The organism is Acinetobacter qingfengensis (genome assembly GCF_008693185.1).
Taxonomy (GTDB): domain Bacteria; phylum Pseudomonadota; class Gammaproteobacteria; order Pseudomonadales; family Moraxellaceae; genus Acinetobacter; species Acinetobacter qingfengensis.
Genome location: NZ_VXKN01000008.1, coordinates 1 through 16,080 on the forward strand (window position 1 = coordinate 1; position 16,080 = coordinate 16,080).

The window sequence follows — 16,080 nt, forward strand, 5'->3', positions numbered from 1 at the left end:
TTTCTAATCGTTTTGCTAGTGTAGACCCTGCTTTTGCTGCATCTGTTGCCGCTGTAGTAGATGCTTTTCCAAATACTTTACCGCCTGTTGTTTTTGATGTTGCTGAATCTGATATAGATGAGTTAACAGAAGAGTTGTTTTTAGCCTGTGAAAAAATTTTTCTAGCAACTTCATCTCGATTTGCATTAATAGAAGAAGCATAATCAGAACGGGCTTGCTGCGTTTGCTGAACTTTATTTGTATTAGGCACATCATCGGCATACGCAAATGATGTAATCAAAATAGCAAATAAAATTACAAATACTTTATAAGAACCCATGTCACAGCAACCATTATCAGAATTGGAATCCAATTTAATACCGAAGCATTTTCAATCATTTTTTTATTACTCAAAATTGAAGAAAGCCCCGAAGGGCTTTGCATTACGCAGAGTTAGCACCACGTTTGGTATAACGCCAAGCGACAAACAAACCTAGAATTACCAATGCAGCAGCAAAGATAATTTTCACGTTTGAAGAAACGGTCGTTAAGCCAGAGGTAAATGCTGTAACATCAAGATCACCATCGGCAGCATGTGCCGAACTTACTGTTAAAGCTGTTACAGTTGCAGCAGCGCCCCAACTCGCATATTTGTTTTGACAATACGACTTGATACGATCAAGACGAGATTTTTTAGATTCATAAACAACAATGCTATTCATGTTTTTACTCCTTTATTTACAAAAGTTTTGCAGCTTTCGCCACAACGACAAAGCCGACAAATAGCAGATCTATCTTTAAAAATTGCTTATAAATTTCTCTGGCTTGTTCACCATTAATTTCTATAGATCTAAAAAGATTAGGTTCTACAAATGCGACCCAAGATACACACGTTTGCACGTTGTCAATTAGTTGCAATGTTTCACAAACGTATGCCATTACTTAAATTCCTATTTCTCTAATTCAGCAATAATTTAAATTTTTTCAATTTATCAAATTCTACAAAATGAAATGGAGCGCCAAACTGTATTGCTAGCATTCTCATATATTGCAAATCTTTTTTATGCTTAAAGTATTTGTAAACATGCGATGTATATTTATCTTTCATTGTGCACACTCTACTTAAATCTATTTCTGATAAATTGGTTTTAGATCAACAATAACCAATGTTGATGCTTTACCATTGGTTACTTGTTCCAATGTCGCTTCTGCATTGAATGGAAATTGAATATCCATTGCTTTTAAACGATCAAAATTGATCGATGTACCCCATTTGATTTCTTCAGTAGCAGCACCTAAAAAATCCTCACCCTGGCGAAGGCTGACTTGTTGATACAAAATTGTGGAATCATACGGACGACCGTTAAAATCGCCTTTTGATTTTTTTGCACCCAAAATCGTTAATGTTGCTTTCATTTGCATTTTTTTATGCTCCTAACATGGTTTGATTTACGCCATGCACACCAGTAAATAATGGAAATTCTTGGCAAAGTGCTGGCTTGATAATTTCATTGTTACGGACATACTGCATTGCAGCTGTCATTGAGAAGTTAAGACGTTGTGGTACGTCATCGTTTGATGCTGAAATCATTTCAATGACTTGATCATCATTAAAGATTTTTCTAAAAAACTTGATATATTTGCCGAATTGATGTTTTGTAATCTCAATTGCTTTATCAAGATTGATTTGTGACTGCTTTTTAATAGTTTTGATTTTTTCAGGATTTACAAATTCTTGTTTCAATATCTTAGCAAGCCATTCAAAGCACGGATATGCACCCACAAAATATTGAGAAGGGCTTAAAAGTACATCAAACGGGATGTGACGATCACATGCTTTAAACTCAACCTCTGCACGTGTCCATAAACTTAATTGATCGCCTTCTTTTTTACCTCGTTCATAGATACGACAATATTTACCACTATCACGATTCCCAACACACAAAGTTCTACCTTTGCCGTTTATACGTTTCCAGTTGCCTTTATGCTCAATGTTTGGAGAACGACCACCGCACCAAAAGCCATCGTTATCATCCCAAGCATTAGCTAAATCTACTGTAATGTATTGACCTTCAAAATCATCATGTGCCAAATCTATTCGAGAAATTTTTGCACGTTGAAATTCGTTGTTTAGATATTGGTATAAACGACTTTCCCAACCTTTTCTTGCTAATGCACAGCCAGTACCATTAATTTGCACAGCAATAGATTTAGAATTATGGCCATATAAAACCATGCCCATGCCATCTTGTAATTCATAAGCGAATTTATAGAAGTGCATGCCACGGTCACGTTTTTTGCCTAGACCAAAGCCAAATATTTCAAACAGCCATTGATCCAAAGTTGTTTCTATTGCGTAAGTTAAGCCGTCATGTTCATATTCTGGAGAGATATGCAAATATTGATTACCCAGTGTTTCAACACCAAATGCGAAAGTCACCCAATCCACTGCGGCTATTTGTAGATCATCACAACTAACAGCATGAATAACAGGTAATGTACCTTTTTCTGTTTTGATTAATTGTACATTGTCTAATTTACGTGGAAAGTCATAAGCTGCACTTTGCGTATCCACTGCCGTTACCCCCATCTTATAAAAGGGGGTATTTAAGCTTTCCCCCGTATTTTTTAATAGATCGCTCATTTTTTATACTCATCCATGCAATCAAGAAATTCAGCGTTTGTTTTTTTATAAACATCTACATGCGCATCAATAATTGAATAGTCATAAGAATATTCAGCAGCGACATACGCCAAATGTTCTAAACATTGTTGTGTATTTAATGCAGGTGAAAGACAATCCAAAATCTGTTGACCCTGTTGTGATACAATTCTGGCAACTTCATTGAATGCAGCTTGTGTAAAATCTATTTTTGTTTTGAATTTGATTTCTTTTTCTGATGAAGACATAAGATCATCTCAACACTATTTGAATAGTGCCAAGATACAAGCTATTATCTAATCGATATTAATATAGATAATCTATTGGAGTGTGACGTGAAACCAGTTCGTCTGGCTATACTCGGTTTAGGAACCGTAGGTGGTGGTATTCTCAAGCTATTACAAGAAAATGCAGCAGAAATTAAACGCCGAACCGGTCGGGAAATTCAAATTACCCATGTTGGTACACGCCGTCCACGTCCAGATTTGAATTTAGATCAAAAAATCAAACAAAGTGCTGATTTATTAAATATTGTTGCTCAGGACGATGTTGATGTTGTGATTGAAGTTATGGGCGGAATTCATCCTGCCTATGAAGTATTGCTGGAAGCCATCAAACATGGCAAACACATTATTACTGCCAATAAAGCACTCTTGGCTGAACATGGCAACGAATTGTTTAAAGCTGCTGAAGACCATAGTGTACAAATTGTTTATGAAGCCGCAGTAGCCGGCGGTATTCCAATCATCAAAGTCATTCGTGAAGGTTTGGCCGCCAATAAAATTGACTGGTTAGCAGGCATCATCAATGGTACTGGTAACTTTATCCTGACAGAAATGCGTGACAAAGGCCGTGCATTTGATGATGTATTGAAAGAAGCTCAGGAATTAGGCTATGCCGAAGCCGATCCAACTTTTGATGTTGAAGGTATTGATGCAGCCCATAAATTAACACTGCTTGCATCGAATGCCTTCGGTATTCCACTACAATTTAGTAAAGTTTATACTGAAGGTATTAGCAAAATTACGGCACAGGATGTTAAATATGCCGAAGAGCTTGGCTATCGTATCAAACACCTAGGTATTGCCCGCCGTACAGCAAATGGGATTGAGCTACGCGTGCACCCAACTTTAATTCCTCAGGAAGAATTACTGGCCAATGTCAATGGTGTCAAAAATGCCATTTTGGTACAAGCCAATGCCGTTGGTCCAACACTTTACTATGGCGCAGGCGCAGGCGCAGGCCCGACAGCATCTGCAATTGTTGCCGATGTTGTCGATTTGGTTCGTGATATCAGCTATACCGAAGATGGTGCAGGTACTGTACCGCAACTGGCATTTGAAGCACTCACAGATTTACCAATCCTAAACCGTGAAGAAATGACCACAGGCTATTATTTACGTGTAAATGCCGAAGATCAAACCGGAGTATTGGCGGATATCACAACCATATTAAGTCGTGCAGGGATCAGTATTGATGCCATCATGCAACAAACTCGCCTGAAAGATTCCATTCCAATTGTGATTCTTACTGATCCAATTCAAGAATCCATTATGGATGAAGCACTAGCCAAAATTCAGGCGCTACCAGCGATTCATGGCGAAACTATCCGAATTCGTTTAGAATCTCTGGATCAATAATTTTTGACCAAAGTAGAGTTGTCTCTACTTTGCCTTTGTACATAAGCGGAACATCATCATGTCGAACGCCAATCGTTATACTGGTCTAGTTGATCGCTATCGTGATCGTTTACCTGTAACAGCTACAACTCGTGCTATTTCTTTAGGTGAAGGGAATACACCTCTGATTAAACTTGAGAATATTCCTCGTATTATTGGCAAAGATGTCGAAATTTATGTGAAATATGAAGGGCTTAATCCTACCGGTTCTTTTAAGGATCGTGGTATGACCATGGCTGTGACCAAAGCTGTTGAAGAAGGTTCACAAGCGATTATTTGTGCATCTACAGGAAATACTTCAGCGGCTGCGGCTGCATACGCTGCTCGTGCTGGCATTAAAGCATTTGTACTAATTCCCGAAGGCAAAATTGCCATGGGTAAAATGGCACAAGCCATGATGTACGGTGCAATCACTATGCAGATTCGTGGTAACTTTGACGATGGCATGCGTCTGGTTAAAGAAGTTGCTGATCAGGCACCTGTAACCATTGTAAACTCCATTAATCCATACCGTTTACAAGGTCAAAAAACTGCGGCATTTGAAATTGTCGAAGCACTAGGACAAGCCCCTGATTATCATGCATTACCCGTTGGTAATGCAGGAAATATTACAGCACACTGGATGGGTTACAGCGAACAAGCCGTTGATCCGGCATTATACGCAAGCAACCGTGCAGTTTATCAACCAGAAACACATTCATTTTCTGGTGAAGCTGCCATTGCGAAACGCCCAACCATGCTAGGTTATCAAGCTGCTGGCGCTGCACCATTTTTACGTGGTGCACCAGTAGATCATCCCGAAACTGTTGCAACTGCAATTCGTATCGGCAATCCACAAAGCTGGAACCATGCCCATGCGGTTATGAAAGAATCCGGTGGTTGGTTTGATGAACTTCAGGATCAAGAAATTCTGGAAGCACAACGCCTATTAACCATGTACGAAGGTGTATTTGTGGAACCTGCCTCAGCCGCTTCGGTTGGTGGTGTGATCCGTGATGTAAAAAATGGTAAAATTCCGGAAGGTTCTGTGATTGTTTGTACTGTGACAGGCAATGGTTTAAAAGATCCAGATACTGCCATTAAACAATGCTCTGATGCCGTGATGTTAACAATTGATGCCACCATGAATGATGTTAAATGCTCTATTCTTTCTAATATGGAAAAATAAACACTTGCATCAAAAAAACCCCAAATGATTAAATTTGGGGTTTTTTATTACTTAATACTAAAAAAATTTAGAATTAAAGTTGTTGATCCAATAAAATTTGTGCTTCACGCAAATTTAAAGAACCCTCATAAATTGCACGCCCTGTAATGGCACCTAAAATACCTTTGTGACCTTTTAACAAACGCACATCTTCAAGGTTAGTTACTCCACCTGATGCAATAACTGGCAATCCACAATGTTCAGCCAAATGGACAGTTTGCTCAATATTAACACCCTGCATCATGCCATCACGGGCAATATCTGTATAAACGATACTGGAAACACCTGCATCAGCAAAGCGTTTTGCCAGATCAACAGCCTTAACATCCGTCACATTAGCCCAACCATCTGTTGCGACCAAACCATCTTTCGCATCAATACCAACAATAATATGTCCTGCAAATTGCTTACAAGCTTGCTCAACAAATTTCGGTTCTTGTACAGCTTTTGTGCCAATGATGACAAAAGATACGCCTGCATCAAGATAATGCTCAATGGTTTCAAGTGAACGAATACCACCGCCAATCTGAATCGGTAATTCAGGTTGAGCCTTGGTAATTGCTTCGACCACTGGCTTATGAATCGGTGTTCCAGCAAAGGCACCATTTAAATCTACTAGATGTAAACGACGAGCACCTTCATTGACCCAATGTTGTGCTGTAGCCACCGGATCATCAGAGAATACGGTATCATCTTCCATGCGACCCTGTTTTAACCGTACACATTTACCATCTTTAAGATCAATTGCCGGAATAATTAGCATCCCTTCGCTCCTCAAAATTTTCTATAGATTATTGCAGGTATCTTAACAAACTATTATCACATCGCTAAATTTCAGCGATAAAAAAACCTCCATAAATCCTCTGTTCATGAAGGTTTTCTACCAAAATATCAGTGTTATTTACCCAATAAAACTTTATCTAGTGCAAATTCCAATCCAACTGATGCACCAGTATCACGGCCATGTAAATCAGAATCTGTTAACCAGCCATTAATTTTAAGTGATAAATCAGGTCTAAAGGTATTGGTCCATGTCAAATCCAGTGCCTTGATTTTGTCTTGTTCAGGATATACTGTGTTAATAAATCTTTTGGCAGAAGCATATGTTTCCAACCATACAACACGGCCCGAAATTTTATTCATTGGGTCAATACGCATATTACCGCCTAAACTATACATTTGACCATCTCCCCCAATACTATGTCCCAAAGGATAGCCATTTTGATAATAACCATCAGTATATACACCATGCCAATATGAATATCCCCAAACTTTTCCACTAGTTCGAGTATCAGCCCATTCTGCATAAATTTGATAAGGCATTTTTTTAAAGCTGGATGAATAATCAATACCAACTAAATACATATTCCTTGAAGGAAGTTTTCCCGCCTCATCCTCTCCATCCAATTCCCCATAAATACTTACAGGTAAATTAAACCAATGATATAAACTTAATTTTGCATCAAAACTCGCATGCTGATTAGATTTATCTATAGATGTATCATCAACATTATCATTACCCTTAATTGCATCCCAAAGAGTACTTAGACTTTGAGAACGCCCTTTACCACCCCATTGTAAGGTTCTGGAAGCCCCCAGTTCAAGATAAGGCAAAGGCTGTACAGTTAAACGCATACCCAGTAATTTAGCATCGGGAACAGCCTGATAATCCTGTAATTGACCTGCAAACAGTTGATATTGCCAAGGCCCAATCCACGATAACCATTTATTTTCAAAGGCTTTTTGCTCAGCACGTTGTAAAGTAAAACCTGTTACAGGTCGACTGGCGTCACCACGAATCAGACTGCCATCATGCCCCGGACCCCACCATGTTGGAATTTGACCAAATGCCAACCATTGATTCCATAACTTTCCGGCAATGTAAGAACCTTCAACATTAACTTTATCACCATTGTCAATGATCTGATTACTTTCTGCATTCACTCGTAATTTAACATCCCAGTTTTCAGCACCTGAATTGAATTCGACGGCTGCCTTATATTCTGCATCACGATCTTCTGCAAAAGCTTGTGGTACGGCCTTGGAATCAGATTGAGCCTGTAAATCAAGTTTTAGCGTACTATTTTTAAGTTTTAAATTTTTCTCAATCGCTGTAATAACATGCTGTTGCTCCGAAGTGCTCACTTTTGCATTTGCCAAAGCTCTAGTAACTTCTTCACCACTTAACGGCCAAGTTGAAGTACTGATTTGAATAACACCCTGTTGATTCAACCAGTTTAAATCGTCACGTAAATTTGCATCATTCTCAATTAATCCCTGTGCCAAAGCCAGTGAACTTGAGCAACTTAGTAACGTGATACACAACACTTTTTTACGAAAAGTCATCATTTAAATCTCAAATACTTATGGTGATCAGGATAACAAAAAATAATCCAATATCACCATAATGATTAAAAAATAGTGAATTTCAAGTCTTATTTTCAGGTATTTTTGTAGCTTACTAAATTCCATATTGTGTACGATAAGCTTGCATATTCGCCAAAGCCTGTATTTCGCCTTTACTTTCCAGATAATCCATCAGATCTTTCATGGTGATTAATGCATGCACTGGAATATTAAGTTGTTTTTGAACTTCCTGTATAGCAGAAAGTTCACTTTGACCACGCTCCTGACGATCAAGAGCAACCAACACCCCTGCTACTTCTGCACCAGCTTGTTGTAATATGCTCACCACCTCCCTGATTGCTGTTCCTGCCGTAATCACATCATCGATGATCCAGACTTTTTTACCTTGTACATCTGCCCCGACAAGAACACCGCCTTCACCATGATCCTTGGCTTCCTTGCGATTGAATCCCCAAGGCACACTTTTTTGATGATGTTGTGCCAAGGCAACCGCCGTTGCAGCAACAAATGGAATCCCTTTATATGCTGGCCCAAAAATTACATCAACGTGCTCGCAATGCATCAGTTGATCTGCATAACCCATTGCCAATAAATTTAACGCTTCACCATCATTGAGCAAACCTGCATTAAAAAAATATGGACTCACCCGACCTGATTTTAAAGTAAACTCTCCGAACTTGAGCACACCACGAGATAGGGCTAAATCAATAAAGGCTTGCGGATTAAACGTTTTGGTGGTGCTCATGTGTTATGCTCCAAATTTTTAAAATACAACTGAGGTCAAACCTGTATATGATACCAAAGGATCGCTACCCAAGTGATGTAAAAATTCTTCGTGTCGTTTCAATTAACGTCAATGGCTTACGTTCTGCCCATAAAAAAGGTTTTTTTGACTGGCTGGAACAGTCTGATGCAGATGTGATATGTATGCAGGAAACCCGTATCAGCGAACACCAATGGACAGATACATTTAAACCTGAAGGCTGGCATGCACATTTATTTGAAGCGCAACGTGCTGGTTATGCCGGAACAGCAATTTATAGCCGCCTACCATTTTTACATATTCAAGATGGATTAGGTTTCGAACTGGCCGACACTCAGGGACGTTTTACTGTCGCCACATTGGATGTTGGTTTAGAAAAACCAGTCGATATTGCCTCGCTCTATTTACCTTCCGGATCTTCTGGTGAAGAAGCACAGTTACGCAAGGATCATTTTTTGGCACAATATAAACAATTATTACAACAATGGCGTCAACAACAACGCTCCATTATTGTTTGTGGCGATTATAATATTGTGCACAAACGTATTGATATTAAAAACTGGTCCGGTAATCAAAAAGCATCCGGTTGCTTACCCCATGAACGCGCATGGCTAGATCATATCTATGATGAATTGGGCTATGTGGACACCTTTCGAACAGTACGCCAGGAAGCTGAATTATATTCATGGTGGTCAAACAGAGGACAAGCTCGTGCCAAGAATGTAGGCTGGCGTATTGATTATCAGGCCTGTTCACCTGACTGGAAAGAACGCACACTCAATGCATGGGTTTATAAAGAACAGTGGTTTAGTGATCATGCGCCAGTAATCATTGATTATAAAATTGCTTAATGATCAACATTACTGGTTAACTTTCTGTCTAAAAAGATAGATTTTTCCAGCAAAAAGCGTACACTGATGAACAGCTATACTCTATCCGAGTACAGTTCTGCATCTAAATATACGATCCATAATTTAGGTGATTGATTGTCCTGTAAAGCTAAAAAGCACAACTTTATTGTTTTACAGGGCACCTTGATTGATCAGATCATTTCGCTCATTAGCTGGTTTGCGTATGACGTTTCTCGCCACACACTCAATTTCATTATTGCTTCTATTATTTATCGCACTAGGATTATTAGGCAATAATCAATCTGTGACTATTTCTGCCTGTATTTTACTGTTGATCCAGCAAACACCTCTGGTGAAATATGCACCATTATTAGAACAACACGGTTTAAAACTTGGTATTATTATTTTAACAATTGCCGTTCTTTCTCCGTTAATTAGCGGAAAAATCAAAACAGAAGATTTAATAGATGTTTTTAGTCATTGGCGAACCCTGCTGGCTGTTGCCGTTGGTCTATTGGTTGCATGGTTAGGTGGCCGTGGTGCAAATTTAATGACTGCCCAACCTATGATTGTGACAGGCTTATTGGTTGGAACCATTTTAGGTGTGGCTTTTTTACGTGGTGTTCCGGTTGGACCACTCATTGCAGCCGGAATTTTATCTTTAATTTTATGGAAATAAATACACTTCAAACCTGTACTGTAGACATCAATTAAGTTATCCACAATTTTGTTCAGTATTGCAGCAACTGTATATTTTACTTACTATAATGTTACCTCTATTTTTATTTGTAAATTCGTCCATGAATATTCAACATTTACATACATCCTCCCGTTTCAGTGAAATTACAATTCATCAGGGAACCGTCTATCTTGCTGGTCAATTGGCTACAGATTTATCTGGTGATATCATTCAACAAAGCAAAGAAACTTTTGCTGCTATTGATCAATTTTTAAAAGATGCAGGAAGTGATAAATCACAAATTCTCAGCACCACAATTTATCTTAAACATATTGATCGTGACTATGCTGCCTTTAATGCAGTTTGGGATGAATGGGTTAAAGACATTAAAGCGCCGCCTCGTGCCTGTGTAGAAGCCAAGATGTACAAGCCTGAAGTACTGGTCGAAATTAGCATTATCGCTGCGCAAAACAATTCCTGACCTATAAACTACAGCTAAAGTTACTTCTCAGACTTTAGCTGTAGTTGTTCTAGGCGTTGTAATAATTGTGTTAGCTTAAACTCACCAGTTAAACGTAAACTTCGCTGCTCTTCAACTTGAGCATTTAAAAATAATACTGTTGGTGGCCCCAGCATTTGCCATCGATTAAGAATTTCTTGTTGGCTGGCATCATATTGACTCAAATCGAGTTTAATTTTATAAATAGACGTTGATGCTACTTGTACTTCTGCACTGTTCCAAAGTTTATGTTCTATTGGCTGGCAAGCAACACACCAATCTGCATAAACGTCAACCACCACAGGTAAATGTTGTTTTTTTGCCTGTTGCAAGGCTATTTCAAATTGTTGAGCCGTCTGCACTACGTTCCATGCCAACTGAGTCTGTTGTTGCTGTTGCTGCCAATCTTGTCGAACCTGCCAGACTACCGTAGCCGCCAACCCTAAAATAAGCAGCATGGCAAAATAACGCAACCAGCCATTCAACCTGTTTATTTTAGACAATAGATAAATTGCACAACTTAATGCCAGAAGCAAAGAAATAATATTAAACCAGAATAATGGAAGTAATGGACGGATAAAATATAAACTCAAACCCAGCATAAGAAAACCAAAAATATGCCGAACCTGATGCATCCATATTCCCGGTTTAGGTAGCATCCGACTACCCAGTACACTGAGCAGAAGCAAAGGTATTCCCATACCAAAACCTAGACAAAACAATAGAATTGTACCTGTCAGAAGATTCTGGCTCTGGGAAATATATAATAATGTTCCCGCCAATGGTGCAGTCATACAAGGGCCAACCAATAAGGCTGATAAAATCCCCATCAACGCAGCACCCAATAAAGTCCCACCTTGTTGTCGTGTCTGTAAGACATTCAGATGATTGACCCAGCGCTGAGGTAATTTTAATTCAAATAAACCAAATAAATTAAGTGAAAAAAGGACAAAAACCAGACTAAATCCTATCAATACCATGGGTTGCTGTAACCAGCGCTGAAAGTTACTACCTGCACTTGCTGCCAATAATCCCAATGCAGCATATACAGTCGCCATCGACAACACAAATATCAAACTCATTGACCATGCTCTAACACCAGTATGTTTACGAATCAACACACTGGATAAAATAGGTAACATGGGTAACGAGCATGGTGTAAAGGCCAATAAACAACCAAGACCTAAAAACAGCAACATACTCCACATTAAAGATTGCTGATGCAATCGAGCCGACCAAAGTTGATCCGATGCAGATTGTGTAGCATGGATAGATGTTGGCAAAGTTGAAACTGTATCTTGTAATAAATGATCTTTGGATGGTTGATCTTCAGGTGAGTGATCACCAGTAGATAAAACTGATGCTGTATCTTCATGGCTTACAAATAAGCCACTTGAGGATTGTGCTGGCTTAGCCTGTGATTCAATTACCAAACCATCCGTATCAGTTGTAAATGTCACATGCTGAATGGGATAACATAAACCTTTCTCTGCACAACCTTGAAATAACACGGTATAAGTTTGTCGTGGCTTCACATCAATATTAATTTGAACCTGCTGAAAATAAACTTGAGTTTCGCCAAAATAAGCATCGTGTTTATTTTGTGCAGCAGGTAAATCTAATTTTATTTTTTGTTGCCCGGCTGTCACAGCAAATTTATGTTGATATAGATAATAATCCGGTGCAATTTTCCAACTTAATTGTGCCTGCTGTGAACTCATCGACTGCACATTAAATGCAAAAGCCTGATCCGCAGGTAAAAACTGTTCGGCAGCATTCGCTGTTGGCAATAGCAAAATAAAAATGGTGGCTAAACAGCTTAACCACCATTTCAATACATACTGATACGTTGAATACATCATCAAAATCTTATCAAGACTTAAAACAAATAAGCTGCGCCCAGTCCAGCTTTAAAACGTGGATTACTGTCATTAAAACTGTAGCCAATTGAAGCATCGAGTTGCAAATTATCCCGTAAAGCCCAAATCAAACCATTATTTACCACAGATTCTTTCTTCAGACTTTCCTGTTTACGGTATCTATATTCAGCAAAACCACTTAATTTTTCAGTGATTTTATATTGTATATTCGGAATTGCAGACCAAGCCAGATCACCATCCTGATAATCATATAGCATGGTAATACCTGTTTTAATCAAATCATTATACTGATACTGCATGGACGAGCCCACGGTATAGATATTTTTATTGCTATCTGCCAAACCTAAATCATGATTAACCAAAACATCATCTGCTGTTGCCAGTTTAGCTTGTGCCAGCAATGCCCATTTTAATTGATCATCATGGGTATTAATGGCTCTTTTTAAACCGACAGTCATATCACCATTACCATGAATTTCCTGCTGATCTGCACCTATCTTGCTTTTTTGCCAAGTTGGGCCATCCCAGCCTAAGCGCAACTCAAAATCAGAACCTAAACCAACACGAAATAGCATGTCACCTTGTACAGTCAACTGACTATATTTTTCACCCGCATGATAACCATCATCATAACTCAGTGTAGGTAATGCCTGCTCCCATGCAACATGACCTTTAGGCACAATTTCAGGCGAAAAACCATCACCTGGACGATCAAATCCAAATGCTTCAGCATTGGCTAAATTACAAAACAGGCCGAGAGCAACACATGCAGACAACTGGCTAAAGGTCTTGATTTTCATGATTAAGTCACATTTTCATTACAATTCTTTTGACATTTTAGCATCATTTTCCCTTAACAAGGTTAATGTTGCCTGTTCTTCTGGTAAAGCATTGTTCCAGTCAATTTCATCAAAATCACAATCAAACCATAAATCACTGATTGAACTTAAAATTGTCAAATCCTGATCATCTTTAGTATTGGGATCTACACCTGCCTGCAATAAACGTTGTACAGCTGGCACACAAGCTGCACTTGCTGCATCCCACAATGGACCATAAAATTCTTCACTATCCCAAAGATGTAAATTGGCATCTGCTTGAATCAGCGTCTCTAAAATATCCAGATAAACTTGTAAACCAGCCGTTTTTTCTTCTTCAGTTAAAGGTTGGCCCGCTTCATAAGCATCACAAATTTCCTCCCACCAAACAAATAGCCGATCACAGATAATCGATACCGGTGGTCCTTTCTCTGCATCAATAAAATTTGGATCTAACCCTTTTGCCAAAATAGCTTGTACTGCTGGCAAATCCAGTTGCTCAATCGCATGAATAAGTTGTTTTTGTTCGGCAGTTAGCATAATAAATTCCTGAGTTTAATCAGATTGCAGTCTAATCGAAGCATGTATAAAAGCCCAGCGTATTATTGCAACCCAGACAAAAAAGCCCTTTTATTTTAAAAGGGCTTTTACAATTATTCTGTGGCTTCTGTCCATTCTGGTTTGCCACCTCGTGCTGGTTCACGTTTAGCAAAGGTTTGCTCAAGGGTTCGTTTTAATTTATCAATAGCACCTGTAATTGCTGCATCAATATTACCAGCTCGATGATTTACAACCACTGGTTTTAAACCTGCTGGACGTGCTTCTATCATGCAACGTTTATCTTCTTCTCCACCACGGTCCCCATTTTCATCACTTAAATGCACTTCAAAATGTGTGATTTTTTCGCTAAAGCGCTGAAATTCATTTTTCAGTTCTGTGCGTACATAGTCGATTAATCGATCACTACTATTGATGTTTTTATCGGTGCGGATTTCAATATTCATAAACTTGTCACCTCTTGATCTTTTTCAGTTTGTGCCTTGACACAATTTCAGCTTGCGGTAAATCCCTGTATTTGTATATCTGTAAAATGTAATTAAGTTGTAACCTCTTTAATGTTTTATCTCTCTTTTATACATTAACCATTTATCTTGTCAATACACCTCTCGCCAAATCCCATAATCTATTTATGTATTTAAATTAGTGCTAAATTCAGTTTTGATCGCCTGCTTTAACATACCAAAATCACCAATACTATTAAGCACAATATCAATCAATTATTTTTTATACATACCCATCTCGTTCAATAATCCTCAAATATCATTCATCTGCTTCAATCATGCAAATCAATATGCTATGAATCAATTTTCTAAAATTCTTGACAGTGTATTAACAATAGAATTTGTCTTATCAATGTTATGGAAATAGATTAATATGTCTGGAAACTCATCATGTTTAAGCCAAGAAACTGTTATGAAACAATCAATTCTGGTAACAGGCGGTGCAGGATTTATCGGATCACATTGCTGCGTGGAACTTCTAGATCATAATTTTAATGTGATTGTGCTGGATAATTTAAGTAACAGTTCAATCAAAGTACTAGATCGCATCAAAAAAATTACTGGCAAAGAACTTCATTTTATACAGGGTGATATCCGCGATAAAGTGTTACTTGACCAAGTATTTACCCAACATCATATTGATGCGGTGATCCATTTTGCTGGATTAAAAGCCGTGGGCGAAAGTATGCAGGTTCCATTAACTTATTTTGATAACAATATCAGTGGCTCAATCACGCTACTACAAGCCATGCAGCAACATCGAATTGGTCATCTGGTATTCAGCTCCTCTGCAACTGTTTATGGTGAAAATTATCCTTCACCTTTACATGAAGATTTACCAACTGCACAACCCACAAATAATTATGGTTATTCCAAATTAGCCGTAGAACAAATTCTACAAGCCACAGCAAAAGCCAATGATTTATGGTCATTTGCACTATTACGTTATTTTAATCCAATTGGTGCGCATCAAAGTGGTCTAATTGGCGAAGATCCGAATGGGATTCCCAATAATTTACTACCTTATGTGACTCAAACAGCCATGGGCAAACGTGAAGTATTAAGTATTTATGGCCATGATTACCCTACCCAAGATGGCACAGGCGTCCGTGATTTTATCCATGTTGTGGATTTGGCTCACGCTCATGTAAAAGCCTTGCAATATTTATTTACACACAAACCTTCGGTAGGTATCTGGAATATCGGCACAGGAACTGGTTACAGTGTCCTTGAAGTGGTAAAACGCTTTGAGCAGGTTAACCAATTAAAGCTAAACTATCAGTTTGTTGAACGCCGTGCTGGCGATGTCGCGGTATGTTTTGCTGATGCAAATAAAGCCAAACAGGATTTGGGATTTGTCGCTGAACATAATCTAGATGATATGCTTCGGGATGTCTGGCACTGGCAAAGTCAAAATCCAGATGGATACGCATAATCACATATAAGGTTAGGCAGTAATTTGTCTAACCAAAATCAGGGATAGTTTTTTTCTAGTTTCTGGTTAATCTAAATAAATATGGTTACAAAATTTAAACTATCTATTTATTTTTGATTACTCAAGATAACGTAATATCAGAAAAATTATACACCTGAACTAATCCTGTATAATTTAAGCTATATTTAACAATTAATGTA

Annotated in this window: 19 protein-coding genes; 6 read left to right on the forward strand and 13 right to left on the reverse strand. The window is 38.4% G+C overall.

Features of this window, described 5'->3' with window-relative positions; all coding sequences use genetic code 11:
- The 6 genes from F4V57_RS10420 to F4V57_RS10445 form a co-directional block, all read right to left on the reverse strand.
- A partial coding sequence (locus F4V57_RS10420) for a hypothetical protein (protein WP_150330552.1) occupies window positions 1-319 on the reverse strand: 319 nt, incomplete at its 3' end.
- Between the two features lie 103 nt (window positions 320-422).
- On the reverse strand, window positions 423-701 hold the full coding sequence (locus tag F4V57_RS10425; protein WP_081409282.1) for a hypothetical protein: 279 nt from the start codon (window positions 699-701) through the stop codon (window positions 423-425).
- A gap of 16 nt (window positions 702-717) precedes the next feature.
- On the reverse strand, window positions 718-918 hold the full coding sequence (locus tag F4V57_RS10430) for a hypothetical protein (RefSeq protein ID WP_070069268.1): 201 nt from the start codon (window positions 916-918) through the stop codon (window positions 718-720).
- Window positions 919-1,107: 189 nt separating this feature from the next.
- Complete coding sequence (locus F4V57_RS10435; protein WP_070069269.1) at window positions 1,108-1,401, reverse strand: hypothetical protein; 294 nt, start codon at window positions 1,399-1,401, stop codon at window positions 1,108-1,110.
- 4 nt (window positions 1,402-1,405) lie between these two features.
- A complete protein-coding gene (locus F4V57_RS10440) occupies window positions 1,406-2,623 on the reverse strand; it encodes a replication initiation factor domain-containing protein (RefSeq protein WP_081409168.1) in 1,218 nt (405 codons plus the stop codon).
- Complete coding sequence (locus F4V57_RS10445) at window positions 2,620-2,889, reverse strand: hypothetical protein (RefSeq protein WP_070069270.1); 270 nt, start codon at window positions 2,887-2,889, stop codon at window positions 2,620-2,622. Before F4V57_RS10445 ends, F4V57_RS10440 begins: the two co-directional genes overlap by 4 nt.
- 87 nt (window positions 2,890-2,976) lie before the next feature.
- On the opposite strand from F4V57_RS10445, the gene F4V57_RS10450 reads away from it, so the two are divergent.
- Window positions 2,977-4,281: a homoserine dehydrogenase gene (locus tag F4V57_RS10450; RefSeq protein ID WP_070069271.1), complete on the forward strand. Its 1,305-nt coding sequence runs from the start codon at window positions 2,977-2,979 to the stop codon at window positions 4,279-4,281.
- A 58-nt stretch (window positions 4,282-4,339) separates the two neighbouring features.
- Window positions 4,340-5,488, forward strand: a complete 1,149-nt coding sequence (gene thrC, locus F4V57_RS10455) for a threonine synthase (protein WP_070069272.1) — start codon at window positions 4,340-4,342, stop codon at window positions 5,486-5,488.
- Between the two features lie 73 nt (window positions 5,489-5,561).
- On the opposite strand, the gene hisA is transcribed toward thrC, so the two are convergent.
- The 3 genes from hisA to pyrE form a co-directional block, all read right to left on the reverse strand.
- The gene (gene hisA, locus F4V57_RS10460; RefSeq protein ID WP_070069273.1) at window positions 5,562-6,290 is read right to left on the reverse strand and encodes a 1-(5-phosphoribosyl)-5-[(5-phosphoribosylamino)methylideneamino]imidazole-4-carboxamide isomerase; all 729 of its coding nucleotides are present in this window, start codon (window positions 6,288-6,290) and stop codon (window positions 5,562-5,564) included.
- Between the two features lie 134 nt (window positions 6,291-6,424).
- The gene (locus tag F4V57_RS10465) at window positions 6,425-7,873 is read right to left on the reverse strand and encodes a capsule assembly Wzi family protein (protein ID WP_070069422.1); all 1,449 of its coding nucleotides are present in this window, start codon (window positions 7,871-7,873) and stop codon (window positions 6,425-6,427) included.
- A gap of 115 nt (window positions 7,874-7,988) precedes the next feature.
- A complete protein-coding gene (pyrE, locus tag F4V57_RS10470) occupies window positions 7,989-8,639 on the reverse strand; it encodes an orotate phosphoribosyltransferase (protein WP_070069274.1) in 651 nt (216 codons plus the stop codon).
- A 47-nt stretch (window positions 8,640-8,686) separates the two neighbouring features.
- Between pyrE and F4V57_RS10475 the strand changes: the two genes are divergently transcribed.
- From F4V57_RS10475 to F4V57_RS10485, 3 genes are all read left to right on the forward strand, one after another.
- Window positions 8,687-9,508, forward strand: coding sequence for an exodeoxyribonuclease III (locus F4V57_RS10475; RefSeq protein ID WP_070069275.1), 822 nt, complete (start codon window positions 8,687-8,689; stop codon window positions 9,506-9,508).
- A gap of 223 nt (window positions 9,509-9,731) precedes the next feature.
- On the forward strand, window positions 9,732-10,187 hold the full coding sequence (locus tag F4V57_RS10480; protein WP_070069276.1) for a DUF441 domain-containing protein: 456 nt from the start codon (window positions 9,732-9,734) through the stop codon (window positions 10,185-10,187).
- A gap of 121 nt (window positions 10,188-10,308) precedes the next feature.
- Window positions 10,309-10,668, forward strand: a complete 360-nt coding sequence (locus tag F4V57_RS10485; protein WP_070069277.1) for a RidA family protein — start codon at window positions 10,309-10,311, stop codon at window positions 10,666-10,668.
- Between the two features lie 20 nt (window positions 10,669-10,688).
- Here the strand turns inward: F4V57_RS10485 and dsbD are convergent, their stop codons facing one another.
- From dsbD to F4V57_RS10505, 4 genes are all read right to left on the reverse strand, one after another.
- Window positions 10,689-12,548, reverse strand: a complete 1,860-nt coding sequence (dsbD, locus tag F4V57_RS10490) for a protein-disulfide reductase DsbD (protein WP_070069278.1) — start codon at window positions 12,546-12,548, stop codon at window positions 10,689-10,691.
- 17 nt (window positions 12,549-12,565) lie between these two features.
- Window positions 12,566-13,366, reverse strand: coding sequence for a transporter (locus tag F4V57_RS10495; protein ID WP_070069279.1), 801 nt, complete (start codon window positions 13,364-13,366; stop codon window positions 12,566-12,568).
- A gap of 18 nt (window positions 13,367-13,384) precedes the next feature.
- The gene (locus F4V57_RS10500; protein ID WP_070069280.1) at window positions 13,385-13,924 is read right to left on the reverse strand and encodes an ankyrin repeat domain-containing protein; all 540 of its coding nucleotides are present in this window, start codon (window positions 13,922-13,924) and stop codon (window positions 13,385-13,387) included.
- A 113-nt stretch (window positions 13,925-14,037) separates the two neighbouring features.
- The gene (locus tag F4V57_RS10505) at window positions 14,038-14,388 is read right to left on the reverse strand and encodes an HPF/RaiA family ribosome-associated protein (RefSeq protein ID WP_070069281.1); all 351 of its coding nucleotides are present in this window, start codon (window positions 14,386-14,388) and stop codon (window positions 14,038-14,040) included.
- A gap of 469 nt (window positions 14,389-14,857) precedes the next feature.
- Between F4V57_RS10505 and galE the strand changes: the two genes are divergently transcribed.
- Window positions 14,858-15,880, forward strand: coding sequence for a UDP-glucose 4-epimerase GalE (gene galE, locus F4V57_RS10510; RefSeq protein ID WP_070069423.1), 1,023 nt, complete (start codon window positions 14,858-14,860; stop codon window positions 15,878-15,880).
- Window positions 15,881-16,080: the final 200 nt, after the last annotated feature.

Bases quoted from the DNA above. Each gene is read 5' to 3' on its own strand.
- F4V57_RS10425 (WP_081409282.1), bottom strand. From the start codon at position 701: ATGAATAGCATTGTTGTTTATGAATCTAAAAAATCTCGTCTTGATCGT.
- F4V57_RS10430 (WP_070069268.1), bottom strand. From the start codon at position 918: ATGGCATACGTTTGTGAAACATTGCAACTAATTGACAACGTGCAAACG.
- F4V57_RS10435 (WP_070069269.1), bottom strand. From the start codon at position 1,401: ATGCAAATGAAAGCAACATTAACGATTTTGGGTGCAAAAAAATCAAAA.
- F4V57_RS10440 (WP_081409168.1), bottom strand. From the start codon at position 2,623: ATGAGCGATCTATTAAAAAATACGGGGGAAAGCTTAAATACCCCCTTT.
- F4V57_RS10445 (WP_070069270.1), bottom strand. From the start codon at position 2,889: ATGTCTTCATCAGAAAAAGAAATCAAATTCAAAACAAAAATAGATTTT.
- thrC (WP_070069272.1), top strand. From the start codon at position 4,340: ATGTCGAACGCCAATCGTTATACTGGTCTAGTTGATCGCTATCGTGAT.
- hisA (WP_070069273.1), bottom strand. From the start codon at position 6,290: ATGCTAATTATTCCGGCAATTGATCTTAAAGATGGTAAATGTGTACGG.
- F4V57_RS10465 (WP_070069422.1), bottom strand. From the start codon at position 7,873: ATGACTTTTCGTAAAAAAGTGTTGTGTATCACGTTACTAAGTTGCTCA.
- pyrE (WP_070069274.1), bottom strand. From the start codon at position 8,639: ATGAGCACCACCAAAACGTTTAATCCGCAAGCCTTTATTGATTTAGCC.
- F4V57_RS10475 (WP_070069275.1), top strand. From the start codon at position 8,687: ATGATACCAAAGGATCGCTACCCAAGTGATGTAAAAATTCTTCGTGTC.
- F4V57_RS10480 (WP_070069276.1), top strand. From the start codon at position 9,732: ATGACGTTTCTCGCCACACACTCAATTTCATTATTGCTTCTATTATTT.
- F4V57_RS10485 (WP_070069277.1), top strand. From the start codon at position 10,309: ATGAATATTCAACATTTACATACATCCTCCCGTTTCAGTGAAATTACA.
- dsbD (WP_070069278.1), bottom strand. From the start codon at position 12,548: ATGATGTATTCAACGTATCAGTATGTATTGAAATGGTGGTTAAGCTGT.
- F4V57_RS10495 (WP_070069279.1), bottom strand. From the start codon at position 13,366: ATGAAAATCAAGACCTTTAGCCAGTTGTCTGCATGTGTTGCTCTCGGC.
- F4V57_RS10500 (WP_070069280.1), bottom strand. From the start codon at position 13,924: ATGCTAACTGCCGAACAAAAACAACTTATTCATGCGATTGAGCAACTG.
- F4V57_RS10505 (WP_070069281.1), bottom strand. From the start codon at position 14,388: ATGAATATTGAAATCCGCACCGATAAAAACATCAATAGTAGTGATCGA.
- galE (WP_070069423.1), top strand. From the start codon at position 14,858: ATGAAACAATCAATTCTGGTAACAGGCGGTGCAGGATTTATCGGATCA.